Origin of the sequence: Pantoea sp. SORGH_AS_0659 (genome assembly GCF_031453915.1) — a bacterium.
In the GTDB taxonomy this organism is placed as follows: domain Bacteria; phylum Pseudomonadota; class Gammaproteobacteria; order Enterobacterales; family Enterobacteriaceae; genus Pantoea; species Pantoea leporis.
The window spans coordinates 2,361,466-2,386,192 of record NZ_JAVJAK010000001.1 but is presented as its reverse complement, the minus strand read 5'-3'; the positions used below and the strand labels follow the sequence as shown (position 1 = coordinate 2,386,192).

At 56.6% G+C, this 24,727-nt stretch carries 17 protein-coding genes and 2 pseudogenes; 11 read left to right on the top strand and 8 right to left on the bottom strand.

All coding sequences use genetic code 11. The features are described from left to right. Positions 1 to 18: 18 nt before the first annotated feature. On the bottom strand, positions 19 to 234 hold the full coding sequence (gene ydgT, locus Q3H59_RS11070) for a transcription modulator YdgT (protein WP_167391211.1): 216 nt from the start codon (positions 232 to 234) through the stop codon (positions 19 to 21). Positions 235 to 908: 674 nt separating this feature from the next. Between ydgT and ytfQ the strand changes: the two genes are divergently transcribed. From ytfQ to yjfF, 4 genes are read left to right on the top strand one after another with little or no spacing between them, the layout of a single operon-like run. Continuing rightward, positions 909 to 1,865 carry a galactofuranose ABC transporter, galactofuranose-binding protein YtfQ gene (gene ytfQ / locus Q3H59_RS11065; protein WP_008110249.1) on the top strand — a complete coding sequence of 319 codons (957 nt, stop codon included), beginning with the start codon at positions 909 to 911 and terminating at the stop codon, positions 1,863 to 1,865. A 56-nt stretch (positions 1,866 to 1,921) separates the two neighbouring features. Then, positions 1,922 to 3,442: a sugar ABC transporter ATP-binding protein gene (locus tag Q3H59_RS11060; protein WP_137385698.1), complete on the top strand. Its 1,521-nt coding sequence runs from the start codon at positions 1,922 to 1,924 to the stop codon at positions 3,440 to 3,442. After that, positions 3,435 to 4,451, top strand: coding sequence for a galactofuranose ABC transporter, ATP-binding protein YtfT (gene ytfT / locus Q3H59_RS11055; protein ID WP_101764519.1), 1,017 nt, complete (start codon positions 3,435 to 3,437; stop codon positions 4,449 to 4,451). Before Q3H59_RS11060 ends, ytfT begins: the two co-directional genes overlap by 8 nt. Beyond that, on the top strand, positions 4,448 to 5,434 hold the full coding sequence (gene yjfF / locus Q3H59_RS11050) for a galactofuranose ABC transporter, permease protein YjfF (protein WP_101764518.1): 987 nt from the start codon (positions 4,448 to 4,450) through the stop codon (positions 5,432 to 5,434). Before ytfT ends, yjfF begins: the two co-directional genes overlap by 4 nt. A gap of 303 nt (positions 5,435 to 5,737) precedes the next feature. Here yjfF and araA read toward each other — a convergent pair whose 3' ends face one another. Both araA and Q3H59_RS11040 read right to left on the bottom strand, forming a co-directional pair. Next, entirely contained in the window at positions 5,738 to 7,240 is a 1,503-nt protein-coding gene (gene araA / locus Q3H59_RS11045; RefSeq protein WP_110866056.1) for an L-arabinose isomerase, read from the bottom strand. Positions 7,241 to 7,252: 12 nt separating this feature from the next. Then, entirely contained in the window at positions 7,253 to 8,938 is a 1,686-nt protein-coding gene (locus Q3H59_RS11040) for a ribulokinase (protein ID WP_309834811.1), read from the bottom strand. 365 nt (positions 8,939 to 9,303) lie between these two features. Between Q3H59_RS11040 and Q3H59_RS11035 the strand changes: the two genes are divergently transcribed. The 5 genes from Q3H59_RS11035 to Q3H59_RS11015 all read left to right on the top strand — a co-directional run bounded on the left by Q3H59_RS11035 (position 9,304) and on the right by Q3H59_RS11015 (position 15,089). Beyond that, positions 9,304 to 10,287 carry an arabinose ABC transporter substrate-binding protein gene (locus Q3H59_RS11035; RefSeq protein WP_101764515.1) on the top strand — a complete coding sequence of 328 codons (984 nt, stop codon included), beginning with the start codon at positions 9,304 to 9,306 and terminating at the stop codon, positions 10,285 to 10,287. Between the two features lie 174 nt (positions 10,288 to 10,461). After that, positions 10,462 to 11,982: an L-arabinose ABC transporter ATP-binding protein AraG gene (araG, locus tag Q3H59_RS11030; RefSeq protein WP_192411919.1), complete on the top strand. Its 1,521-nt coding sequence runs from the start codon at positions 10,462 to 10,464 to the stop codon at positions 11,980 to 11,982. Positions 11,983 to 11,999: 17 nt separating this feature from the next. Continuing rightward, complete coding sequence (gene araH / locus Q3H59_RS11025) at positions 12,000 to 12,986, top strand: L-arabinose ABC transporter permease AraH (RefSeq protein ID WP_008110235.1); 987 nt, start codon at positions 12,000 to 12,002, stop codon at positions 12,984 to 12,986. A 67-nt stretch (positions 12,987 to 13,053) separates the two neighbouring features. Next, positions 13,054 to 13,971: an arabinose operon transcriptional regulator AraC gene (araC, locus tag Q3H59_RS11020; protein WP_101764513.1), complete on the top strand. Its 918-nt coding sequence runs from the start codon at positions 13,054 to 13,056 to the stop codon at positions 13,969 to 13,971. A 77-nt stretch (positions 13,972 to 14,048) separates the two neighbouring features. After that, positions 14,049 to 15,089: an oxidoreductase gene (locus tag Q3H59_RS11015; protein WP_061720150.1), complete on the top strand. Its 1,041-nt coding sequence runs from the start codon at positions 14,049 to 14,051 to the stop codon at positions 15,087 to 15,089. A 73-nt stretch (positions 15,090 to 15,162) separates the two neighbouring features. Here the strand turns inward: Q3H59_RS11015 and add are convergent. The 3 genes and pseudogenes from add to malX form a co-directional block, all read right to left on the bottom strand. After that, positions 15,163 to 16,162 (bottom strand): annotated as a pseudogene (gene add, locus Q3H59_RS11010) (adenosine deaminase). A gap of 118 nt (positions 16,163 to 16,280) precedes the next feature. After that, on the bottom strand, positions 16,281 to 17,459 hold the full coding sequence (locus Q3H59_RS11005; RefSeq protein ID WP_309834804.1) for a MalY/PatB family protein: 1,179 nt from the start codon (positions 17,457 to 17,459) through the stop codon (positions 16,281 to 16,283). Then, a complete protein-coding gene (gene malX / locus Q3H59_RS11000; RefSeq protein WP_110866061.1) occupies positions 17,459 to 19,045 on the bottom strand; it encodes a maltose/glucose-specific PTS transporter subunit IIBC in 1,587 nt (528 codons plus the stop codon). The genes Q3H59_RS11005 and malX overlap by 1 nt, the downstream gene beginning before the upstream one ends. Before the next feature lie 175 nt (positions 19,046 to 19,220). Here malX and malI point away from each other — a divergent pair, with 175 nt between their 5' ends. After that, complete coding sequence (gene malI, locus Q3H59_RS10995; RefSeq protein WP_101764508.1) at positions 19,221 to 20,249, top strand: Mal regulon transcriptional regulator MalI; 1,029 nt, start codon at positions 19,221 to 19,223, stop codon at positions 20,247 to 20,249. Between the two features lie 26 nt (positions 20,250 to 20,275). Here the strand turns inward: malI and Q3H59_RS10990 are convergent. Both Q3H59_RS10990 and manA read right to left on the bottom strand, forming a co-directional pair. After that, positions 20,276 to 21,776, bottom strand: a pseudogene (locus Q3H59_RS10990) (YdgA family protein). 132 nt (positions 21,777 to 21,908) lie between these two features. Further along, complete coding sequence (gene manA, locus Q3H59_RS10985; protein ID WP_309834801.1) at positions 21,909 to 23,084, bottom strand: mannose-6-phosphate isomerase; 1,176 nt, start codon at positions 23,082 to 23,084, stop codon at positions 21,909 to 21,911. A gap of 197 nt (positions 23,085 to 23,281) precedes the next feature. Here manA and fumC point away from each other — a divergent pair, with 197 nt between their 5' ends. Next, positions 23,282 to 24,679 (top strand): class II fumarate hydratase, encoded by a 1,398-nt coding sequence (gene fumC / locus Q3H59_RS10980; RefSeq protein WP_101764505.1) that lies wholly within the window; start codon positions 23,282 to 23,284, stop codon positions 24,677 to 24,679. Positions 24,680 to 24,727 lie beyond the last annotated feature (48 nt).

The following is a 24,727-nucleotide window of genomic DNA, read 5'->3' as shown; positions in this document are numbered from 1 at the left end:
AGAGAGGGGATAAATCAATTAGATCACGTAACGCCAGACGGTTTTCGGCACGCGGCCCATATCGAACAGACGTCCGCCAGAGACCAGTTCAGCACGTCGATGGTCGGCGGCGCGATACATATTGATGATCTCTTTATCATCAGTCAGCGAATAATTCAGATGGTCGTAGAGTTTTTCCAGACTATCGAGATTATTCACTTTGCGGAATTTCAGCAGGTAATCTAATGCAGTCATGATTGCCATTTAAATATAAAGTACTTGGAAGTGCCCAAGTATAGGGAGCACACGGCGAGAGTCCATACGCTACTCATAAAAAAATACAAAATTCAGACAACATGCGCTAATTCGCTCATGAAACGACACTTTTTTGCCTTTTACGCGTTTTAAACGCGCATATAAAGTACGATTTAAGGCAAATTCAGGCCGGTATTTAGCGGGCTTGTGAGAAAATCTCACGCTATTAACGCATGATTGGAAAGCCGTTATTTCTCCGTCTCTATAATAGGTATTTGCGATCGTGCTGCGAATGAATCCGCTGTTTATTCCGCTCTGGTCAGCAAATTTATGCACACGCCGTGAAACCGGCACTCACATTCTGTGCGAGCAGTCACAAAACCAATAATTGATCGTCGCTGCAGACAATAACCATTCTTTACGCGCCCGCTGTAATCGTTTCCAGAAGTGAGAAGCATAACCGATTCTGTTTATTACATTTATTTAACGCCCTCCGCAATAATTAGCAGGCATTTTGTCCATAATGCCACGATCTATAAAGCATTGCCTGTTCACGTAACTCCTTTAATTCACTCTGATTTGTGAAGTATGTCGCGCTTGTTTACGCGCTTTTCAGCCAGGCTTAATTCGCGTTTTGTACCCCTACAACACACTCCCTTCAGAGGAATGAAATTATGTGGAAACGTTTACTCTTGACCGCCATGGTGAGCTCGGCACTGAGTACGTCGGTGTTGGCTGCTGATATGACGGTGGGCTTCTCACAGGTTGGCTCGGAATCTGGCTGGCGTTCAGCAGAAACCAATGTGGCAAAAAGTGAAGCGCAAAAGCGCGGTATCACGCTGAAAATCGCCGATGGCCAGCAGAAACAAGAGAACCAAATTAAAGCGGTGCGCTCGTTCATTGCGCAGGGCGTTGATGCCATCTTCATTGCGCCGGTGGTGCAAACGGGATGGGAACCCGTGCTGGAAGAAGCCAAAGACGCCAAAATCCCGGTGTTCTTACTCGATCGCGCCATCGTGGTGAAAGACAAATCGCTGTACATGGCGGTGGTCACTGCGGACAACGTGCTGGAAGGCAAGTTGATTGGCGACTGGCTGGTGAAAACGGTCGCGGACAAAAAATGTAACGTCGTCGAGCTGCAAGGCACCGTCGGCGCCAGCGTGGCGATTGACCGTAAGAAAGGCTTCGCCGAAGCCATCGCCGGCCACGACAATATCAAAGTGATTCGCTCGCAGTCCGGTGACTTTACCCGCAGTAAAGGTAAAGAGGTGATGGAGAGCTTTATCAAGGCGGAAAACAACGGCAAGAACATCTGCATGGTTTACGCGCATAACGATGATATGGCGATCGGTGCCATTCAGGCGATTAAAGAAGCTGGCCTCAAGCCAGGCAAAGATATCCTGACCGGTTCGATTGATGGCGTGCCCGATATCTATAAAGCGATGCTGGCCGGTGAAGCCAATGCCAACGTGGAGCTGACCCCTAATATGGCCGGTCCGGCATTCGACGCGCTGGAGAAATTCAAGAAAGACGGCACGATGCCGCCGAAAATCATCAAAACAGAATCGAAACTGTATCTGCCGGACTCCGCACAGGCGCAGCTCGATACCAAAAAAGGCATGGGTTACTGATCCCCGCAACCGCCCTTCGGGGCGGTTTATGATGACGTAAGGCGAGGGAGAACCTGATGAGCACCTCCGATGAAACCGCACTGCTGACCATTAGCGGCGTCAGCAAAGGCTTTCCCGGCGTGAAGGCGCTGGATAATGTCTCGTTCAGCATCCGTAAGGGCGAGATCATGGCGTTGCTGGGCGAAAACGGCGCGGGCAAATCCACGCTGATTAAAGTTCTGACCGGCGTGTATACCCGTGATGCCGGCACGGTAACCCTGAACGGCAAGGCGATTACGCCGCATAACACCGCTGATGCACAGGAGATGGGCATTGGCACGGTTTATCAGGAAGTGAATCTGCTGCCGAATATGTCGGTGGCGGATAATTTGTACATTGGCCGCGAGCCGCGTCGCTTCGGCATGATTGATCGCAAGCGCATGGTGCGCGACGCCGATGCGCTGATGCGCAACTACGGCTTTGTACTCGACGTAACGCGTCCGCTGGGGCATTACTCGGTGGCGATGCAGCAGATCATTGCGATTTGCCGCGCGGTCGATCTCTCCGCGCAGGTGCTGATCCTTGATGAACCGACCGCCAGCCTCGATGCCAATGAAGTCGAAATGCTGTTTACCCTGATGGCGCAGCTAAAAGCCAAAGGGATGAGCCTGATTTTTGTTACCCATTTTCTCGACCAGGTTTACCGCATTACCGATCGCATCACCGTGCTGCGTAACGGCCAGTTTATTGCCACGCGCGATACCGCCACGCTGCCGCAGATTGAACTGATCAAGCTTATGCTGGGACGCGAGCTGCTGGAAACCGCTTTGCAGCGTCAGGGCAGCACGCTGCGCAGCAATCAGCCGGTGGTGTCGTTTGAAAATTACGGCAAGAAGGGCACCATTGAACCGTTCAACCTGCAGGTGCGTCCGGGTGAAGTGGTGGGACTGGCCGGACTGCTCGGTTCAGGCCGTACCGAAACCGCCGAAGTGCTGTTTGGCATTCGCCGGGCGGATCGTGGCACCGCGACCATCAAGGGCAAAGTGCAGAACATCCGCACGCCCGCCAAGGCTTCGCGCCTCGGTATGGGTTTCTGTCCGGAAGATCGTAAAACCGACGGCATCATTGGTGGCGCATCGGTGCGCGAAAATATCATTCTGGCGCTGCAGGCGCAGCGCGGCTGGCTGCGACCGATCAAGCGTCGTGAGCAGCAGGAGATCGCTGAGCGCTTTATCAAGAGCCTCGGCATTCGCACGCCGCATGCCGATCAGCCGGTTGAGCTGTTGTCCGGCGGCAATCAGCAGAAGGTGCTGCTTTCGCGCTGGCTGGTGACCAAACCGCAATTTCTGATCCTCGACGAGCCAACGCGCGGCATCGATGTCGGCGCGCACGCCGAAATTATTCGCTTAATTGAAACCCTGTGCGCCGACGGATTGGCGCTACTGGTTATCTCCTCTGAACTCGAAGAACTGGTGGGCTATGCCGATCGCGTGTTGATCATGCGCGATTTGAAGCAGGTGGCCGAAATCCCGCTTGAGCAGCTGTCGGTGGCCGCGATCGTCAACGCCATCGCCGATGGAGGAGCACAACATGCTTGAATCCCCTATGACACATGACAAACCCGAACGGCGTAAGCCGAAGCTGCCGCCTGGCATGCCGCAGATTGTGGCGCTGATTCTGGTGCTGCTGGTGGATAGCCTGGTGGCGAATAACTTTTTTGCCATTCACATTCAGGATGGCCGTTTGTTCGGCAGCCCGATTGATATCCTCAATCGCGCCGCGCCGGTGGCGCTGCTGGCGATTGGCATGACGCTGGTGATTGCCACCGGCGGCATCGATCTGTCGGTGGGCGCGGTAATGGCGATTGCCGGGGCAACGGCGGCAACCTTGACGGTGGCGGGGCACAGTTTGCCGTTCATCATTCTGGCGACGCTCGGTACCGGCCTGGCCTGCGGTTTATGGAATGGCATTTTGGTGGCGCTACTAAAAATTCAGCCGTTTGTCGCCACTTTGATTTTGATGGTGGCGGGACGCGGCGTGGCGCAGCTGATTACACAGGGCCAAATCGTTACCTTCAACAGCGATAGCCTGGCGTGGTTTGGTAGCGGTTCGCTGTGGCTGCTGCCGGTGCCGGTATGGATTACGCTGCTGGTGGCGCTCGTGGTGTGGCTGCTGACGCGCAAAACCGCGCTCGGACTGTTTATCGAAGCGGTCGGTATCAACCTGCGCGCGGCGCGTAATGCCGGTGTGAATGGCTGGCTGGTGGTGATGTCGACCTACGTGATTAGCGGCATGTGCGCGGCGGTGGCGGGTATGATCGTCGCTGCGGATATTCGCGGTGCCGATGCCAATAACGCCGGTTTGTGGCTGGAGCTGGATGCCATTCTGGCGGTGGTGATTGGCGGAGCCTCGCTGATGGGCGGGCGCTTCAATCTGGTGCTGTCACTGATTGGCGCGTTGATTATTCAATCGATGAATACCGGTATTTTGCTGTCCGGCTTCCAGCCTGAACTCAATCAGGTGGTGAAAGCGGTGGTGGTGATGTGCGTATTGCTGCTGCAGTCGCCACGCTTTATTGCCATGTTGAAACGGAGACGCCCGAAATGATGAAACGTCATCTGCCCTTGATGATCACGCTGCTGGTGTTTGTGGCGGGTTATCTGTTTTGCCTGAGCCAATTTCCCGGCTTCGCTTCAACGCGCGTGATCTGCAATATCCTCACCGATAACGCTTTCCTCGGCATTATCGCCGTGGGGATGACGTTCGTGATTTTGTCCGGCGGGATTGATCTGTCGGTGGGCGCGGTGATTGCCTTTAGCGGCGTGTTCCTGGCACGGGTGATTGGTGATTATCATCTCGATCCGCTTCTGGCGTTTGCGCTGGTGCTGGCGATGGGCGCGCTGTTTGGCGCGATGATGGGCTGGCTGATCGATGCGCTGAAAATCCCGGCGTTTATCATTACGCTGGCGGGGATGTTTTTCCTGCGCGGCTGCAGCTATCTGGTGTCAGAGAATTCGATTCCTATCGATCATCCGCTCTATACCACGCTGTCGAGTCTGGCGTGGAAGATCCCTGGCGGCGGACGCCTGAGTTTGCTGGCGCTGATTATGCTGGTGGTGGTACTCGGCGGGATTATTCTGGCGCACCGTACGCGCTTTGGTAATCAGGTGTATGCGATTGGCGGCAGCCTGACTTCGGCGCAGTTGATGGGCGTGTCTACGCGCGCGACCACCATCAGGATTTATATGTTGTCGACCACGCTGGCGACATTGGCGGGCATTGTGTTCTCCATTTATACCTCGGCGGGCTATGCGCTGGCGGGATTGGGTGTGGAACTGGACGCGATTGCCTCGGTGGTGATTGGCGGCACCTTGTTGTCTGGCGGCGTGGGCACAGTGTTGGGTACGCTGTTCGGCGTGTTGATTCAGGGATTGATTCAGACCTGGATTAACTTCGACGGCACCTTGAGTTCATGGTGGACCAAGATCGCCATCGGCATTCTGCTGTTTGCGTTTATCGCGCTGCAACGCCTGCTCACCGTGATGTGGGATCGCCAGCAGAACGCACCTGTTAAGCGTTTGACCTCTTAACTTCTTCACCCGCCTTTCCCTCACCCCAACCCTCTCCCGCGCGCGGGAGAGGGAGCCGCCGGTGCAGCGATAAGCAGCACTCTTCCCTGAAGCAAAAGCAGACGTTGAGTTCGGAGTGACAGCGTTTATAAAACGGTTCCTTCTCCCGCTTGCGGGAGAGGGAGCCGCCGGTGCAGCGATAAGCAGCACTCTTACCTAAAGCAAAAGCAGGCGTTGAGTTCGGAGTGACAGCGTTTATAAAACGGTTCCTTCTCCCGCTTGCGGGAGAAGGTTAGGATGAGGGGAATATCGCAGAGGACGAAATCAACGTGCCAGGCGGTAATACGCCTCATTCCAGCGCAGCGCATCTTTAAATGCCGGTAAGCGCGTCTCCTCATCAATCACCAGCACTTCAATGCCATTCAGCTCGCCGTACAGATACATATCATCCAGATCCAGCGCCTGGCTGAACACCGTGTGGTGCGCGCCGCCGGCCAGAATCCAGGCTTCTGATGCGGTGGCCAGCGACGGCTGGGCACGCCACAGCGCACGGGCCACCGGCAATTTTGGCAGCGGTTTGGGCTGTTCGATCGCATCCACCACATTCACCAGCAAACGGAAACGATCGCCCAGATCGATGACGCTGGCATTCACCGCGCGTCCGGCCGGCGTGGAGAAGATCATGCGCGCCGGATCGGCTTTGTCGCCAATGCCGAGGAACTGCACATCAATCAGCGGCTTCTCCTCTTTGGCGATGGACGGGCACACTTCCAGCATGTGCGAGCCCAGCACCAAATCATTGCCCGGTGAGAAGTGATAGGTGTAATCCTCCATAAAGGAAGTACCGCCCGCGCGTGTGCCTGCCTGGATCTTGAGAATGTGCAGCAGCGCGGCGGTTTTCCAGTCGCCTTCACCGGCAAATCCATAGCCCTGGCCCATCAAGCGCTGCACCGCCAAACCGGGCAGTTGCGTCATGCCGTGCAAAGTCTGGAAGTTGGTGGTAAAGGCTTTGCAGCCCTCGGCTTCGAGGAAACGTTTCAGACCCAGCTCAATGCGTGCCGCATCCAGTACGTTTTGACGTTTGTCGCCATTGACGGCGGCGGCATCGGTGAAGCGATATTGGCTTTCGTATTCATCGATCAGCGCGTTGACGTCGCCATCGCTGACGCTATTCACCACCTCGACCAAATCGCCCACGCCCCAGCCATTCACGGAGTAACCAAACTGAATCTGCGCCGCGACTTTATCGCCTTCGGTCACCGCCACTTCGCGCATGTTGTCGCCGAAGCGCGCCACTTTCAGCTGCTGGCTGGCCTGTTTTGCCAGCGCGGCATTGATCCAGCGTCCGATGCGCTGCTGGCTGGCTTTATCCTGCCAGTGACCGGTAACCACGCTGTGTTGCAAACCCATGCGCGCGCCGATAAAGCCGAACTCGCGGCCGCCGTGCGCGGTTTGGTTAAGGTTCATAAAGTCCATATCCATGCTGTCCCACGGAATCTCCGCGTTGAACTGGGTATGGAATTGCAGCAGCGGCTTATTCAGAATGCTCAGGCCACCAATCCACATCTTGGCCGGCGAGAAGGTGTGCAGCCAGGTAATGATGCCGACACACTGATTATCGTGGTTAGCGTCGCGGCACAATGCCAGCGCTTCGTCTGGTGATTTAACCAGCGGCTTCAGTACCAGCGACACCGGCAAGGTGCCGGCCTGATTCAATCCGTCCATCACCTGGCGGGCGTGCTGTTCCACCTGACGCAAGGTTTCCGCGCCGTAAAGGTGCTGCGTACCAATAACAAACCACACCTGTTGTGCGTTGTGCTGTTCCATTAAATCTCTCCTTTACTGAGCGGATGCGGTGCGCGCGGCGTACTGCGGTTCAGCAGCCTGGCACCAGTTTTGATAACGTTGATAAAGTTGCTGATAAACCACCACGCGCGCGGCGTTGGGTTGCAGAGTCACATCAATCGGACTGGCCATTACCTGCTGGGCGGCAGGCACATTGGCATACACGCCCGCGGCCACGGCGGCAAAAATGGCCGCGCCGAGCGCACAGCATTCGTCAGAGGCGACAATATCCAGCGGACGGTTCATGACGTCGCAGCACGCCTGCATGATGGCGGGGGATTTGCGGGCGATGCCGCCGAGCGTCAGGATGCTCTGCACCGGAATCTGCTGCTGTTCGAAACACTCCATAATGGCGCGTGCGCCAAACGCGGTGGCGGCGATCAGGCCACCAAACAGCGCGGGCGCATCGGTGCCGAGATTGAGATCGGTGATCACACCTTTTAAGCGCTGATTGGCGTCTGGCGTGCGGCGGCCGTTGAACCAGTCGAGCACCACCGGCAGATGATCGAGTTGCGGATTGGCCGCCCAGGCTTCGGTGAGGTTGCGGATCAGATCTTTTTGCAGCGCGGCTAACTGTGGTTGCAGCTCCGGATGGTGCTGCGCCGCCTGCTGCAGTGGCCAGCCGAGCAGGCGGCTGAACCAGGCATAAATATCGCCAAACGCCGACTGGCCGGCTTCGCAGCCTATCGCGCCCGGCACCACGCTGCCATCCACCTGACCGCAGATGCCTTTGATGGCGCGGTCGCCAACGGTGTCGCTGTCGGCAATCAGAATGTCGCAGGTTGAGGTGCCAATCACTTTCACCAGCGTATAAGGCTGCGCACCGGCACCAACCGCGCCCATGTGGCAGTCAAACGCGCCGCCCGAAAGAATCACCTGTTGCGATAAGCCGAGGCGCTGCGCCCATTCGCTGCTGAGCGTGCCCACCGGCACATCGGCGGTCCAGGTGTCTGCGAACAAGGGGGAATCAAGCTGCTCGACCAGCAGAGGATCGAGCGCGCGGAAGAAGTCAGCCGGCGGCAAGCCATGCCACTCCGGATGCCACAGTGATTTGTGCCCGGCGGCACAGCGTCCACGACGCAGCTGCGCGGGTGCGGTGGTGCCGCTGAGGAGCGCGGGCACCCAATCGCACAGTTCCACCCAAGACACTGCCGCGTCACGTACCGCAGCATCGGCGCGTGACACGTGCAGTATCTTGGCCCAGAACCACTCCGACGAATAGACGCCGCCAATATAGCGGGTGTAATCGTTGAAACGACCGCTACGACACAGCTGATTGATCTCTTCGGCTTCTTCAATCGCGGTGTGATCTTTCCACAGCACGAACATCGCATTGGGGTTGGTGGCGAATTCCGGGCGCAGCGCCAGCACGTTGCCATCACGATCGATGGGCGCAGGCGTCGAGCCGGTGGAATCCACGCCAATCCCCACTACGGCGGCGCGCTGTTCAGGCGTTAAGGCGTTAACCACGGTGACAATCGCCTGTTCTAACGCATCGATATAGTCCTGCGGATGGTGACGAAAGCGGTTGGCGTGCGCATCGCAAAATTCGCCGTTGGCCCAGCGTGCATAGTTGACCACCGCTTTTTCCAGCTCTTTACCACTGTGACAGTCCACGGCCAGCGCACGCACCGAGTCACTGCCAAAATCCAGCCCAATTGTTATGGCGCCAGCACCCATTGGGATTCTCCTGTGTGAGTTATCTGGCTCTATCCTGGAATGGGGCGGCAGAAGCGGTTAGTCATCAGTCGCTGAGAATATGCACTTTTCTGCCATCGGCGAGGATGTGTGATCCACTGCAAAAGTTAACGACCGGTTAAATTTGCTGAATATATGGAGGATTTTGTCATCGTTTTGGGATGTGATACCGCTCTACATTTTTCCCGTCCATTCCCGCTACAACTAGCCCAGCGTTTGCGCAGCCTTTGTACAACCTTTGCGCTAACGCGCTGATTTTTAGCTGTACCCCACAGAATGATTTGATTGGTAGCGTTTACACCGATTGGTTAATAACAGCCTAAAACAACATTATGCCGGAGAGCATCATGCATAAATTCACTAAAACGCTGGCGGCGCTAGGTCTCGCTGCGGTTATGTCACAATCCGCTATCGCCGAGACCATGAAACTCGGTTTCCTCGTTAAACAACCGGAGGAACCCTGGTTCCAGACTGAATGGAAATTCGCGGATAAAGCCGGCAAGGATCTCGGCTTTGAAGTGATCAAAATTGCCGTGCCCGACGGTGAGAAAACCCTTAACGCCATCGACAGCCTGGCCGCCAGCGGCGCGAAAGGCTTCGTCATCTGTACGCCAGATCCGAAACTCGGCTCCGCGATTGTCGCCAAAGCGCGCGGTTACGGTCTGAAAGTGATTGCCGTCGATGATCAGTTCGTGACCGCCAAAGGCAAGCCGATGGATACCGTGCCATTGGTGATGATGGCGGCAACCAAGATCGGCGAGCGTCAGGGGCAGGAACTGTATAAAGAGATGCAGAAACGCGGCTGGGATGTGAAAGAGACCGGCGTGATGGCCATCACCGCCAACGAACTCGACACCGCACGCCGTCGCACCAGCGGTTCGATGGACGCGCTGAAAGCCGCCGGTTTCCCGGAGAAGCAGATCTATCAGGTGCCGACCAAATCCAATGATATCCCAGGCGCCTTTGACGCCGGTAACTCGCTGCTGGTGCAGCATCCGGAAGTGAAACACTGGCTGATTCTCGGCATGAACGATAACACCGTGCTGGGTGGCGTTCGCGCCACCGAAGGTCAGGGCTTTAAAGCGCCCGATGTGATCGGTATCGGCATTAACGGTGTTGATGCGGTGAGTGAGCTGTCGAAAGGTTCCGCCACCGGCTTCTACGGTTCGCTGCTGCCAAGCCCGGATGTACACGGTTATAAGAGCAGCGAGATGCTCTACAACTGGGTGACCAAAGATCAGGAGCCGCCGAAGTTCACCGAGGTCACCGATGTGGTGCTGATTACCCGCGATAACTTCAAAGCCGAGCTGGATAAGAAAGGGCTGAAGTAATCACGTTGTTCGTTGTTTGAGCAGCACCATCTAAATGTTTAGCCAAAATGATTCGTGCTGTAACAAGACGGCAAGTGCACTTATCCCCGGGAGCTTACTTTTGTAAGTGACCGGGGTAAGTTCACGCAACCAACGCAGTTACAGTGCGAAGCATGAAGGCTTAGAGGAGTCACCATGAACATAGATCAAGCCTTTCTGTCGTTTCATGGCATCAGCAAAACCTTTCCCGGCGTGAAAGCGCTGCAGGACATCTCATTCAGCTGCCGTGCCGGCGAAGTGCACGCGCTGATGGGGGAGAACGGTGCCGGTAAATCAACGCTGTTGAAGATCCTCAGCGGTAGCTACCAGCCCAGCGGCGGCGAGATCCGCATTAAAGGCCAGCCGAAGAGTTTCAACACCACCGTGGATGCGCTGGATGCCGGCGTGGCGATCATTTACCAGGAACTGCATCTGGTGCCGGAAATGAGCGTGGCGGAAAATATCTATCTCGGCCAGCTGCCGCACAAGCGCGGTCTGGTGAATCGCAAACTGCTGCGCTATGAAGCCGGTTTGCAGCTGCAAAATCTTGGCATGGATATCGATCCGGACATGCCGCTGAAATATCTGTCGCTCGGCCAATGGCAGATGGTGGAGATCGCCAAAGCGCTGGCGCGTAACGCACGCATCATCGCTTTTGACGAACCGACCAGCTCGCTGTCGGCGCGCGAAATTGATCACTTGTTCCGCGTCATCCGTCAGCTACGCGAGCAGGGCCGCACCGTGTTGTACGTGTCGCATCGCATGGAGGAGATTTTTGCCCTGAGCGATGCCATCACCGTGTTTAAAGATGGCCGCTACGTGCGCACCTTCACCGACATGAAAAACACCCATCACGATGATTTGGTACAGGCGATGGTGGGGCGCAATCTGGGGGATATTTATGGTTACGCGCCGCGTGAACTGGGCCCGGTGCGCCTGCAGCTGGACGCGGTGGAGGCGAAGGGCGTGCGCACGCCGATTTCGTTGACGGTGCGTGCCGGTGAAATCGTTGGCCTGTTTGGTTTAGTGGGCGCGGGACGCAGTGAACTGATGAAAGGGCTGTTCGGTGCCACCAAACTGCGCGGCGGCAGCGTGACGCTGGATGGCAAAAAGCTCAACATTCGCCAGCCGATCGACGCCATCCGCGCCGGCATCATGCTGTGCCCGGAAGATCGCAAATCTGAAGGCATCATTCCGGTGCATTCGGTGCGCGATAACATCAACATCAGCGCGCGTCGCCACAATCTCACCGCTGGTTGCCTGATCAAACCGAGCTGGGAAGCGAAAAACGCCGATATCCACATTCGTTCACTCAACATTAAAACGCCAGGCCCGCAGCAGCTGATCATGAATCTTTCCGGAGGCAACCAGCAGAAGGCGATTCTGGGCCGCTGGCTGTCGGAAGAGATGAACGTAATCCTGCTCGATGAGCCGACGCGCGGCATTGACGTCGGTGCTAAACACGAAATCTACAACCTGATTTATCAACTGGCGAAAAAGGGGATTGCGGTGCTGTTTGCCTCCAGCGATCTGCCGGAAGTGATGGGATTAGCCGACCGCATTCTGGTGATGCGTGAAGGTTCCATTGCCGGTGAACTGTCCCATGACACGGCCACAGAGCAGCTGACGCTGAGCCTGGCGATGCCGAAAACCACTCAAGCGGCCGCCGTGGCCTGATGTAAAGGAGAGCAATAATGGCTTCATCTACCACTTCCAACACGCCACCGGTGCAGCGCAACGGGCTGCAACTGGGGCGGATTTGGGACAACTTCGGCATGCTGGTGGTGTTCGCACTGCTGTTTATCGTTTGTGCCATTTTCGTGCCGAACTTTGGTTCTATCATCAACATGAAAGGGCTCGGGCTGGCGATGTCGATGTCCGGCATGGTGGCGTGCGGGATGCTGTTCTGCCTGGCTTCCGGCGACTTTGACCTGTCCGTGGCGTCGGTGATTGCCTGCGCCGGTGTGGTCACCGCGGTGGTGATCAACATGACCGAAAGCCTGTGGATTGGCGTGGCAGCGGGTTTGCTGCTCGGCATGGCCACCGGTTTTATCAACGGCTTCGTCATTGCGCGGCTGAAAATCAACGCCCTAATCACCACGCTGGCCACCATGCAGATTGTGCGCGGCCTGGCTTACATCTTCTCCGACGGCAAAGCGGTGGGGATTGAAGACGAGCGCTTCTTTACCCTCGGCTACGCCAACTGGCTCGGCGTGCCGGCACCGATTTGGCTCACCATCGCTACCATGGTGCTGTTCGGTTTCCTGCTGAACAAAACCACCTTTGGTCGCAACACGCTGGCGATTGGCGGCAATGAAGAAGCAGCGCGTCTGGCCGGCGTGCCGGTGGTACGCACGCGTATCATCATCTTCATTCTGTCCGGTTTAGTGTCGGCGGCGGCGGGCATCATTCTGGCGTCGCGCATGACCAGCGGCCAGCCCATGACCTCGCTCGGATACGAGCTGATTGTGATTTCGGCTTGTGTACTGGGCGGCGTCTCGCTGAAAGGCGGCATTGGCAAAATTTCATACGTAGTGGCGGGCGTGCTGATTCTGGGCACGGTTGAGAATGCGATGAATTTATTGAATATCTCGCCATTCTCACAGTATGTAGTGCGCGGTTTGATACTGTTAGCGGCGGTGATTTTTGACCGCTACAAACAGAAAAGTAAAGCCGCCTGATAACCCAGGCTGAGCGTGTCGGAAAGTGGGCACGCTCAGCGCCGCGAAACCGAAAAGTGAGGGCATTATGTACCATCGCGAACCCCCAAGTGAGCAGCAGAATCCCTTATTGCCGGGCTATGCGTTCAATGCCTGGCTGGTGGCAGGCTTAACGCCGATTAATGCCAATGACGCACTCGATTTCTTTATCGATCGTCCGCACGGCATGAAAGGCTACATCCTTAATCTGACTATCAAAGGTCAGGGGCGCGTGTTTGATGGCGAATCTGCCTTCGACTGCGAGCCGGGCGATCTGCTGCTGTTTCAACCGAAAACCCCGCACTATTACGGCCGCGCGCCAGACAGCCCGTGCTGGTTCCATCGCTGGGTCTATTTCCGCCCGCGCGCTTACTGGACCGATTGGTTGCAGTGGCAGGATGAGAGCCAGGGCGTGGGGCGCTTGCATCTGTCAGAAGCGCAGCGTGCCGAGTTTGATCGCCTGTTCGCCAGCATCGAGCAAACCCACAACTCCGGTCGTCGCTTCGCCGAAGAGCTGGCGATGAATCTGCTGGAGCGCTTGCTGCTGCGCGCGGTGGAAGAGGATCCGCGTAGCCATCAACAGATCCGCGATCCGCGCGTGATTGAAGCTTGCCAGTACGTCACCAATCATCTGGCGGGCGAAGTGAAGATTGAAGAAGTGGCGCGCCATGTTTGCCTGTCGCCGTCACGGCTGGCGCATCTGTTCCGCGAGCAAATGGGCATTAATCTGCTGCGCTGGCGCGAAGATCAGCGGGTGATCCGCGCCAAACTGCTGCTGCAAACCACTCAGGAACCGATCGCTTCTGTCGGGCGTGAAGTGGGCTACGATGACCAACTTTACTTCTCACGCGTGTTCCGCAAACGCGTTGGCGTCAGCCCCAGCGACTTCCGCCGCCGTAGCCAGGATGCGCAGGATGCGTTGGTGGCGCACGAGAGCTGGCAATCCGCACGGAGTGCTATTTCCTGAGTTTTCAGGTGATTCCGCCTTGTTCTTATAGATCGATTCGTCTTAAATCATTCTGGTAACGAACAAGAGGAATGAGAATGAGCGATAAATTACGTGTCGGCCTAATCGGCTACGGTTTTGCCAGCAAAACCTTTCATGCACCCTTGATCGCCGGTACGCCGGATGTTGAGCTGGCGGCGATCTCAAGCAGCGATGCCAGCAAAGTGCATGCTGACTGGCCGTCAGTGCAGGTGGTTTCCGATCCACAAGCGCTGCTGGACGACCCGACACTGCAACTGATTGTTATTCCGACCCCGAATGACACCCACTTCCCATTAGCCAAAGCGGCACTCAACGCCGGTAAACACGTGGTGGTCGATAAGCCGTTTACCGTGACGTTGTCACAAGCACGTGAGCTGGATGCGCTAGCCAAAGCCAAAGGTCTGCTGCTGTCGGTGTTCCACAACCGCCGCTGGGACAGCGATTTCCTGACGCTGAAATCCCTGCTGAACGACGGTACGCTGGGCGAAGTGCGTTACTTCGAATCCCACTTTGACCGTTTCCGTCCGGAAGTGCGTCAGCGCTGGCGTGAAATGAAAGGCGCGGGCAGCGGCATTTGGTTCGATCTCGGACCGCACGTGCTGGATCAGGCTTTGCAGCTGTTTGGCACGCCGGTCGCGATCAATGTCGATATGGCAGAGCTGCGTCCGGGCGCGCAAACCACCGATTACTTCCATGCGGTGTTGACCTATCCTACGCGTCGCGTGGTGCTGCATGCCAGCATGCTGGTGGCGGCGGAATCCGCGCGCTTTGTGGTGCACGGCACGCGCGGCAGCTACGTAAAATACGGGCTGGATCCGCAGGAAGATCGTCTGAAAGCGGGTGAACGTCCGCCGCAGGAAGATTGGGGCTACGACATGCGCAACGGCACGCTGACGCTGGCGGAAGGCGATGTGATGGTGGAGAAAGAGCTGCTGACCTTGCCAGGTAATTATCCGGCGTACTACGCAGGTATCCGTGATGCGATTGCGGGCACAGGTGCGAATCCGGTGCAGGCAGAAGAGGCGATTCAGGTGATGGAGTTGATCGAGCTGGGCTTGCAGTCCGCCGAGAAGCGTCAGACCCTATCGTTGCGTTAATTCGCTTTACTCGCTCTCCCATGGGAGCGCCAATACTCGCTTTATTCCCTCTCCCAAAGGGAGAGGGAATATTTTATCCCGCTACGCGCGCGCGCAGCGCGGCTTTCTCTGCATCACTCAGGAACGAGATGGTTACACCATTATCCTGTGCCTGACGCATCTCTTCTGCCGTCAATCCCGCTTGCGGTGCCGCCACTTCATACTCATGGGCCAGCTCAACGCCCTGAACCGCCGGGTCGTCGGTGTTAATGGTGGCGAGAATGCCGTGCTGCAGGAAGGTTTTCAGCGGATGGCTGCTCAGCGACGAAACGGTGCTGGTCTGAATATTCGAAGTGAGGCATGACTCAATCCCAATGCGCTGCTCAGCAAGGAAATCCATCAATGCACGGTCTTCAATCGCCTTCACGCCGTGACCAATACGCTCCGCGCCCAGCTCGCGAATCGCTTGCCAGATGCTTTCCGGACCTGCGGCTTCACCGGCGTGAACGGTAATGCGGAAACCGGCGTCACGCGCACGATTAAAGTGGCTTAGGAATTCACTGCCTGGGAAGCCTAGCTCGTCACCGGCCAAATCGACGGCGGTGATGCCCTCGCGATGTGCCATCAAAGCTTCCAGCTCGCGCAGGCAAGCTTCTTCACCAAAGGTGCGGCTCATAATGCCGGTCAGGCGTACATCAACGCCGTATTGCTGAATGCCGGCGCGCACACCATCAATCACCGCTTCAACCACGCCGGCAATCGGCAGTTGATGCGTCATCGCCATGTAGCCCGGTGAGAAGCGCAGTTCCACATAGTGAATGCCAGCGCGCGCCGCATCTTCGACGTTTTCCAGCGCGATACGACGACAGGCATCAAGATCGCCCAGCACTTTCACGCCCCAGTCGAGTTTCTGCAGGAAACTCACCAGATCCGGTTCATTAGCCGTGACCTGCACATGCGGACGCAATGCATCAAGCGTTTCAGCGGGCAGCGCAAGATTATGCTGACGACCTAAGTCGAGAATGGTTTGTGCGCGGATATTGCCATCAAGGTGGCGGTGAATGTCGGTAAGGGGGGAGTTTGGGATCAATCATGGCGCACTCGCTTAAGTTTCATAAAGTGCAGAGGATTATAAAAACATCTTGCGCAACAGCGCCAGCGATTTGCGCAAACAGCAAAACGGATGCTGAATTAATCAGCATCCGTGGCATTTTAGAACGATTTTAGCCCGGCAATCAGGCGATCCAGTCCATCATCCAGTTTGCTGCGCGGGCAACCGGCGTTGAGACGCAGATAACCGCGATTCGCCGCGCCGTAGGTCGAACCCGGCATGATCGCCACTTTGTGTTGATGAATCAGACGCTGTTGCAGCGCCTGTTCATCAATGCCAAGCGGATTGAGATCGATCCACGCCAGGTAAGTCGCGGCGGGCGGTTGCCAGTTAAGCTGTGGAAACGCCGTGTTCAGGCGCTGCGCGATATGCTGCATGTTGCTACGTAGATGGTCGCGCAGCGCATCCAGCCACGGCGCGCCCGCGCGATAAGCGGCGATGGTAGCGGCAAGCGCCATTACCGCTGGCGAGGATAAGCCATCCTGCTGCTTCAGCGCATGGAACCACGCCTGACGATCGCGCTCATCAGGAATGATGCCCCACGCGCCGGTCAGCGCCGGAATGTTGAAGCTCTTGGAGGCCGAGGTGAACAGCGCCCAGGCGGACTGCGCAACCTGGCTCCAGGGCGTATGCTGCGCATCACTCAGCACCATGTCCATATGAATTTCATCGCTGATCACCTTCACGCCATGCTTTTCGCACAGCGCCGCCATCTGGCGCAGCTCATCTTCGCGCCACACTTTGCCGCCAGGATTGTGCGGACTGCACAGCAGCATCACTTTACAGCGCGGACGCGCCAGCAAACTTTCCAGCTGCGTCATGTCACACAGCCATTCGTTAGCGTGGCGCTGCAGCGGCAGCTCTAGCACGCGACGCTGATTGCCATTGATGGTGTTATAAAACGCATCGTAAGCGGGGGTGTGAATCAGCACTTCATCATCCGGCTGCGTCCAGTGGCGCAACAGCTGCGCCACCATGTAAATCACCGACGGGCCATAAACCAGCGATTCTGCCGCCACTTCGGTAGCGAAACGGCTGCGCATCCAATGTTGAATGGCAGAAAGAAAATCATCATGCTGCCAGCGGCTGTAGCCAAACACACCGTGTGCGAGGCGCTGTTGCAGCGCCTCGAGGATGCATGGCGCGGTGGCGAAATCCATATCGGAGATAGTGAAGGGCAGCAAGTCCGCCACGCCGAAACGATCGGCCACGAAATCCCACTGCGTACACCAGCTACCGCGGCGATCCACCACTTGATTGAAAGTGAAATCCTGCATCATTACACCGTCGCGCTCATCAAGTGTGCCATCTCATCTTTGACCGACTGCACCTGCGGGCCCATCACCACTTGCAGATTGGTCGCATTAACATGCACCACGCCAATCGCACCGTTGGCTTTCAGTGTTGCATCATCCACCTTGCTCATATCGACCACGGTAATGCGCAGACGCGTCAGGCAGTTATCCAGTGAGGCGATGTTTTCCACGCCGCCCAGCGCCGACAGAATCGCTGGCGTATTAAAGCCGGATTTACCCACAGCCGCGCGATTAACCTGCTGCGCTACGCTGTTGGTTTCCACTTCGCGGCCTGGCGTTTTGATGTTGAAGTGACTGATAGCAAAGCGGAAGATAGCGTAATAACCCACGAACCACACCGCAGCAATCACCGGCACCCAATACCATTTGGTGGAGAGGCCGTGCAGCACGCCGAAGACGAAGAAGTCGATCACGTTGCCGTCGGTATTACCGATAGTCACGCCCAGCATCGCCATTACGGTGAAGCCCAAGCCGGTCAACAGCGCGTGGATCAAATACAGCACCGGCGCGACGAACAGGAACAGGAACTCCAGCGGTTCAGTGGTACCGCCCACCACGCAAGCCACCACGCCGGAAATCAGCAGACCTTTAATTTTATGACGGTTTTCCGGACGGGCGCAGTGATACATCGCCAATGCCGCACCCGGCAACCCCCCGAGGAAGGCTGGCATTTTACCCTGCGACAGGAAGCGCGTGGCGCTCTCGGCGAAGCCGTGGGTATCCGCACAGGCCAATTGCGCCTGGAAGATAGTTAACGCACCGCTAACACTTTTACCGCACACATCCATGGTGCCGCCCGCATCGGTAAAGCGGATGATTGCCACCAGAATGTGCTGCAAGCCAAAAGGTAAAAGCAGACGTTCGCCAGTACCGAAGATCATCGGACCAAATTCACCGGCGCTGTTAATCACCCAGCCGAGGCCGGTAATCGCGCGTGCAAAGAATGGCCAAATCAGCGGAACCACCAGGCCCAGCACGCCCATCGCCATCGCCGTAACGATCGGCACAAAACGCGTACCACCGAAAAACGCCAGCGCATCTGGCAGGCGAATGTTGTGGAAGCGCTCATGTAACCAGAACACCACGATACCGACGATCACCGCGCCGAGAATACCGGTGTCGATGGACTGAATGCCGAGGATGTTTTGTACGTTATTGGCTTTCAGCACCGCCGCATCGGTGGTTGGCAGAATGCCGTTGATGTTGAGCCAGAAGTTGATACTCAGGTTCAGCACCGCGTAGCCAACAAAACCGGCAAAGGCGGCGACGCCTTTATTCTCGCGCGCCATACCGAGCGGAATGGCAATGGCAAACATCACCGGCAGATAGCTAAAGGCAAAAGAGCCGATCTTCGCCAGCCAGATAAACAGGTATTGCAGGAAAGGCTGATCGAGAAGAGGAATTAGCGTCAGGACGTCATGACTGCTGAGGGAACTGCCAATTCCTAACAGAATGCCGCAGAACGAGAGCAGGGCGACGGGCAACATAAAGGTTTTACCCAGACTTTGGAAAAACTCCCAAAGTGACATTTTGGGGCGGCTGGCGGACATAGATTCTCCTGGCAATAAAAAGTGAAAGGCTTCAATGTGGTCAAGGATGATAAAACGTTTTACCACTTATTTTTGTGGCTATAATCACAAAGAGTGACTAATTGCAGGCTTTATTTTTGGTGCAATCAGTGTAACGTTTTATCTCTTTGAATTTGGACGTCGGTAACGGAACACTATGTCCCAGCAGAAAACCACTATTCATGATGTGGCGTTGGTCGCCGGGGTGTCGGTCTCTACCGTGTCGTTGGTGCTCTCCGGCAAAGGGCGCATCTCGCCCGCTACGGCCACACGCGTTAATCAGGCGATTGAGCAGCTTGGCTACGTGCGTAATCGCTCAGCCTCGATTTTGCGCGGCGGCGAAAGCGGCGTGATCGGCCTGATCGTGCGCGATCTCAGCCAGCCCTTTTATGCCGCGATGACGGCCGGACTCAGTGAAGTGCTGGAGCAGCAGGGCAAAGTGCTGGTGCTGACACAAAGCGGTCAACACGGACAACACCTTAAACGCTGTTTTGACACGCTGGTGGCGCAGGGCGCAGAAGGCATTGTGCTTGGCGGCGCGGCGGCGCAAGCAGAAACGCTGGTGCCGCAGGCGCAGGAGCAAAACATCGCGTTGGTTTGCGCTTCGCGCGCCAGCAGCCTCGACAATGTCGACTCACTGCGGCCCGATAACAGCCAGGCGGCGCGCATGGCAACGGAGTATCTGATTCGGCAGGGACATCAGCGCATCGCCTGGATGGGCGGTTTGGGATCGTCACTGACGCGCGCCGAACGGATTGGCGGCTATTGCGCCACCTTGCTGCAATATGGCCTATCGTTCCGGTCCGACTGGATTATCGAGTGCGACGATCGCCAGCAAAGCGTGTCCGCGTTAACGCTGCAGTTGTTGCGTCAACATCCCGGCATCACCGCGATTCTGGCGCATAACGGCAGCACCGCGCTCGGCTGCTATTTTGGCGCGTTACGCTGTGGGCGAACCTTTGGTGAAGGCGCGGTGGATAGCTACTATACGCAGCAGCTGGCGCTGGTGGGCTTTAATGACGATCCGCAGCGGGAGTTGCACGATCCCACCATGACCTTTGTCAGTAGTGAAGCGCGTGATGTGGGGAGAAGGGCGGCGGAGCGGATGTTGCAGCGGCTGGCGCAGCCGGAAGCGGAGATTCAGAGTTTGATTGTGCCGCCGCAGCTAATGCGCGGCGAAGTGTAAGGGCGGCCAATTGGCCGCCCCATGAATTACTCTGGCATACCTTCGCTGGTTGGTGCGCCCAGCATATAGCGTGACAGGAACTGCTCCAGCGTCATCTTGTCGCCATTCATGGTGACCTGGCCGTTGCCGTACTGCAGGCTGGTGACGATGTTATCATCCTGCTGCTGCGTCAGGCGGAACATCTGGCCCATCGCTGCTAAACCCTTAACCTGCTGATCCGCCAGTTTCTGCGCATCGTCACCCTGATAACCTTCCGCCAAACCGACATGACGCATGGTTTCGGTTGCCATTGGCATATTGATCGCCAGCTTGCCGTCGAGGGTTTTCAGCACGCGATCCACTGCGGCACCCAAACTCTGCGCCTCGCCGCTCACGGTGGCCGGATCGTTAAAGCCCCACGTTCAGGTTAAAGGTGCTTTCACCTTTATCATTTTTCCAGCTCAGCGGCACGATGCTCAGCGTTGGCGAGCCTTTCAACAGCGTTGGCAGGTTATTACGCAGAATGGTTTGCACGCTGGCCTGATAGCGAATCGGATCTTCCGCCACGCCCGGCTGGTTCAGCAGATCCTGCATCTGGGCGTTGTAAGTATCGGAGAAGGCTTTCACCGCCTGCGCATCAAACTGCGCAAACTTCATCGCCAGCTTAGCTTCACCAAACGGCTGCTTCTGCAGGGTAATCTTGTCAACATCGACATCCAACTGCCCACCAATCTTGCCTTCTTTATTGTCAAAGGACGAGGTGGTTTTCAGCTTCTCCAGCGACAAACCTTCCTGGCCGTTGATGCTGGCATCCAGTTTATCCAGAGAGATCGACTGATCGCCGACGCGCACGCCTTCCGGGCTGAGATGGGTATCGCCGCTCAGCTTCAGGCCATTCAGCGTAAACAGCACCGGCAGTTCAACCTGATTTTTGCTGGTGACCGCGATGCTGGAGAAGTCGCCGTCGAGGCTGACTTTGTCACCTTTGCTGTCGGCGCTGATGTTCAGCGTGCCGCCATTGGTGGCCAGACGATCGCCGGTCTGCGGATTGTTATAATCCACCGCCAGCAGGTTGAGATCGGTATTGGTCGCACCGCTGTAGCCGACGCGGGTATCGGCGTTGACCAGCGATTTGCCGTTGGTCAGTTCAAACAGTTTCTTCACCGCATCGGTGTTTTCCAGTTCGGTATGCACAGACGCCATACTTGGGATCAGGCTGCCGCGCTTCAACTGGGCGAACGGGAAAGGACCGTGATCGATCGTCTCGTTCAGCACGATGCTTTGACCAGGCTTCAACAGTGGATTGTCATTGGTTTGTGAGCTGGCCTGCACCACCAATTTGGTTTTGCTGCTAAACACGCCACGCTGATAATCCTGATAGCTCAGCGTCAAACGGCTGTTCGGCGCGTAAGCATTCAGCTGCGCGTTGGCGTTCTGCAACATCTCATCCATATGGCTTTCCAGTTGTTTACCGGTAAACCATGCAGCACCAGTCCAAATCACGCCGAGCGCCACAATCACACCTACGGCAACCTGGGTCTTTTTCATCGCTGTGTCGTCCTTATCCTTGCGTCCGCACGCCGCTGATCGGTGCGCGACGGGTGAAGAAAAACGCCCGCAGGCGTTTTAAATTAATAGTTTAAAAGAATAGCAGTTAATGCTGTCAGCGTCAGCCGGAACTCAGTTGAGCGTATTAAACACGCGCGCCAGCCGTCCGGTGCCTGCCGCGTTGACCGGCGACTCATTGGCAGCGACAAAGCAGGATTCACCCGGCTTCAGCACCAGCTGTTGCCCGGACTTCTCAATTATCGCCTGACCTTCAATGCAGAACAGCAGGGCCGCGCTGTTTTGTGCCAACGTTTGCGGCGCAGCGGAAAGCCCATGAATGGCAAAGGCAAAGTCCTCTACCGGAATCGGGAAGTTCAGGGTTTCGCCGTCGCGCTGCGGCTGCGTTAGCAGCGTCGCGGCCGGTTTTGCCTGAAACTTCAGATTAGCCAGCAATTCCGGGATATCGATGAACTTCGGCGTCAGACCGGCGCGCAGCACGTTATCGGAGTTCGCCATCACTTCCAGCGCCACGCCTTTCAGATAGGCGTGCGGCGTTTCTGCAAACAGGAACATCGCTTCGCCGGGCTGCAGGGTAATAACATTGAGCAGCAGCGGCGAAAACAGACCGCTGTCATCCGGATAATCGATGGCGATAGATTTGATGGTCTGCCACGGTTCGCCTTCACGCGCGTTGAGCGCCGATTTCAGTACGCCGATGGCGCGCGATTTGGCCTCGTCTTGCAGCGACAGCAGCGTAGCGAACAGTTTGGCCAGATTGGCTTCGTCAGCGTTTTCGAGGAAGTGAGCGATCTGCGGATGCGCACCGGCCACCGGCTCCAGCAGCGAGACAATCTCATGCAGCTCACGGAAACCGTTCATCGCCTGGAAGGGTGTCAGCGCATATACCAGCTCGGGCTTGTGATTAGCGTCTTTATAGTTACGTTCGGCAGCGCTCAGCGGAATGCCCGCGGCATTTTCACGCGCAAAACCCTGTTCGGCAGCAGCTTTGCTGGGATGTACCTGAATCGACAGCGGCTGATCGGCGCACAGCACTTTAAACAGGAACGGCAGCTCGCCGAAACGTTCAGCCACCGCTTTGCCGAGCATGGCGACTTTGTCGGCATCAATTACCTCACGCAGCGAACGCACTTCGCCATTGACCTCAACGGTAGACGGGCTTTTCGGGTGCGCGCCCATCCACAGTTCCGCCATCGGCAAACCTTGTGGATTTTCGATGCCATAGAGTTCGGTCAGCGCAGTTTTGCTGCCCCAGGCGTAATTTTGCAGCGAATTGTTCAATTTTTGCATCGTTTACCCTTAATAACCGTAAGTAAATAGGCTTATTAAAGCAGAAAGTGCCATAGAAAATACACGAACAAGTGCAATAAAGGCGATAGGCTCGCATAATGTTAAATTCTTGTATGTGACAATCTTGCTCGCTCAACGGCGTCGCGGGAAGGCGTTTAGAGCGGAAACCTCAAAATCTGAGCTAAGGAGACGTAGTCATGGCAGCCAATCGCATTGAAAAAGACTCAATGGGACCGATCGAAGTACCGGCAGATAAGTTGTGGGGCGCACAAACCCAGCGTTCGCTGGAACATTTCAAAATCTCAACCGAGAAAATGCCCGTGGCATTGGTGCATGCGCTGGCGCTGACCAAGCGCGCGGCGGCGCAGGTCAATCAGGATCTCGGTTTGCTGCCCGCCGACCGCGCACAAGCGATCCTCAAAGCCGCGGATGAAGTGCTGGCCGATAAGCACAGCGAGGAGTTTCCGCTGGCGATCTGGCAAACCGGTTCCGGCACGCAAACCAACATGAACATGAATGAAGTGCTGGCCAACCGCGCCAGTGAAATTCTTGGCGGCGAGCGTGGCATGTCGCGTCTGGTGCACCCAAATGACGACGTAAATAAAAGCCAAAGCTCCAACGATGTGTTCCCCACCGCCATGCACGTGGCCGCGGTCATCGCCGTGCGGGAGCAGCTGATTCCGCAGATTCACGTGTTGAAAAAGACGCTGAGTGAAAAATCCGACGCCTTCAAAGATATCGTCAAGATTGGTCGTACCCACTTGCAGGATGCGACACCGCTAACGCTCGGTCAGGAGATCTCCGGCTGGGTGGCGATGCTTGAGCACAATCTTAAACACATCGAGAACAGTATTCCGCACGTAGCGGAGCTGGCGCTGGGCGGCACCGCGGTCGGGACCGGCCTGAATACCCATCCGGAATACGCGGTTCGCGTGGCTAAAGCGCTGGCCGATTTGACCAAACAGCCGTTTGTCACCGCGCCGAACAAGTTCGAGGCGCTGGCGACCTGCGATGCGCTGGTGCACGCGCACGGTGCGCTGAAAGGCCTGGCAGCTTCGCTAATGAAAATTGCCAACGACGTGCGCTGGCTGGCCTCTGGCCCGCGTTGCGGCATTGGCGAACTGGCGATCCCGGAAAATGAGCCAGGCAGCTCGATCATGCCAGGCAAAGTGAACCCCACGCAGTGCGAAGCGCTAACCATGCTGTGTTGTCAGGTAATGGGCAACGACGTGGCGGTGAACATTGGCGGCGCGTCCGGCAACTTTGAGCTCAACGTGTTCCGTCCGATGGTGATCCACAACTTCCTGCAATCGGTGCGTCTGCTGGCCGACGGCATGGACAGCTTCAATCACCACTGCGCGATTGGCATTGAACCGGTGCGCGAGCGCATCGATCAGCTGCTGAACGAATCGCTGATGCTGGTGACCGCGCTGAATACCCATATCGGTTATGACAAAGCGGCGGAAATTGCCAAGAAAGCCCATAAAGAGGGGCTGACGCTGAAAGGCTCGGCGCTGAAGCTGGGCTATCTGACCGAAGAGCAGTTCGATGAGTGGGTGCGTCCGGAGGAGATGGTTGGCAGCATGAAGCAGTAAACCGCTGTTAAAAACTGGCAGACGTAGCACCCTCGTAGCGGCGCAATT

Bases quoted from the DNA above. Each gene is read 5' to 3' on its own strand.
- ytfQ (WP_008110249.1), top strand. From the start codon at position 909: ATGTGGAAACGTTTACTCTTGACCGCCATGGTGAGCTCGGCACTGAGT.
- Q3H59_RS11060 (WP_137385698.1), top strand. From the start codon at position 1,922: ATGAGCACCTCCGATGAAACCGCACTGCTGACCATTAGCGGCGTCAGC.
- araG (WP_192411919.1), top strand. From the start codon at position 10,462: ATGAACATAGATCAAGCCTTTCTGTCGTTTCATGGCATCAGCAAAACC.
- araA (WP_110866056.1), bottom strand. From the start codon at position 7,240: ATGGAACAGCACAACGCACAACAGGTGTGGTTTGTTATTGGTACGCAG.
- Q3H59_RS11040 (WP_309834811.1), bottom strand. From the start codon at position 8,938: ATGGGTGCTGGCGCCATAACAATTGGGCTGGATTTTGGCAGTGACTCG.
- malI (WP_101764508.1), top strand. From the start codon at position 19,221: ATGTCCCAGCAGAAAACCACTATTCATGATGTGGCGTTGGTCGCCGGG.
- araC (WP_101764513.1), top strand. From the start codon at position 13,054: ATGTACCATCGCGAACCCCCAAGTGAGCAGCAGAATCCCTTATTGCCG.
- Q3H59_RS11035 (WP_101764515.1), top strand. From the start codon at position 9,304: ATGCATAAATTCACTAAAACGCTGGCGGCGCTAGGTCTCGCTGCGGTT.
- araH (WP_008110235.1), top strand. From the start codon at position 12,000: ATGGCTTCATCTACCACTTCCAACACGCCACCGGTGCAGCGCAACGGG.
- manA (WP_309834801.1), bottom strand. From the start codon at position 23,084: ATGCAAAAATTGAACAATTCGCTGCAAAATTACGCCTGGGGCAGCAAA.
- ytfT (WP_101764519.1), top strand. From the start codon at position 3,435: ATGCTTGAATCCCCTATGACACATGACAAACCCGAACGGCGTAAGCCG.
- fumC (WP_101764505.1), top strand. From the start codon at position 23,282: ATGGCAGCCAATCGCATTGAAAAAGACTCAATGGGACCGATCGAAGTA.
- Q3H59_RS11015 (WP_061720150.1), top strand. From the start codon at position 14,049: ATGAGCGATAAATTACGTGTCGGCCTAATCGGCTACGGTTTTGCCAGC.
- Q3H59_RS11005 (WP_309834804.1), bottom strand. From the start codon at position 17,459: ATGATGCAGGATTTCACTTTCAATCAAGTGGTGGATCGCCGCGGTAGC.
- yjfF (WP_101764518.1), top strand. From the start codon at position 4,448: ATGATGAAACGTCATCTGCCCTTGATGATCACGCTGCTGGTGTTTGTG.
- malX (WP_110866061.1), bottom strand. From the start codon at position 19,045: ATGTCCGCCAGCCGCCCCAAAATGTCACTTTGGGAGTTTTTCCAAAGT.
- ydgT (WP_167391211.1), bottom strand. From the start codon at position 234: ATGACTGCATTAGATTACCTGCTGAAATTCCGCAAAGTGAATAATCTC.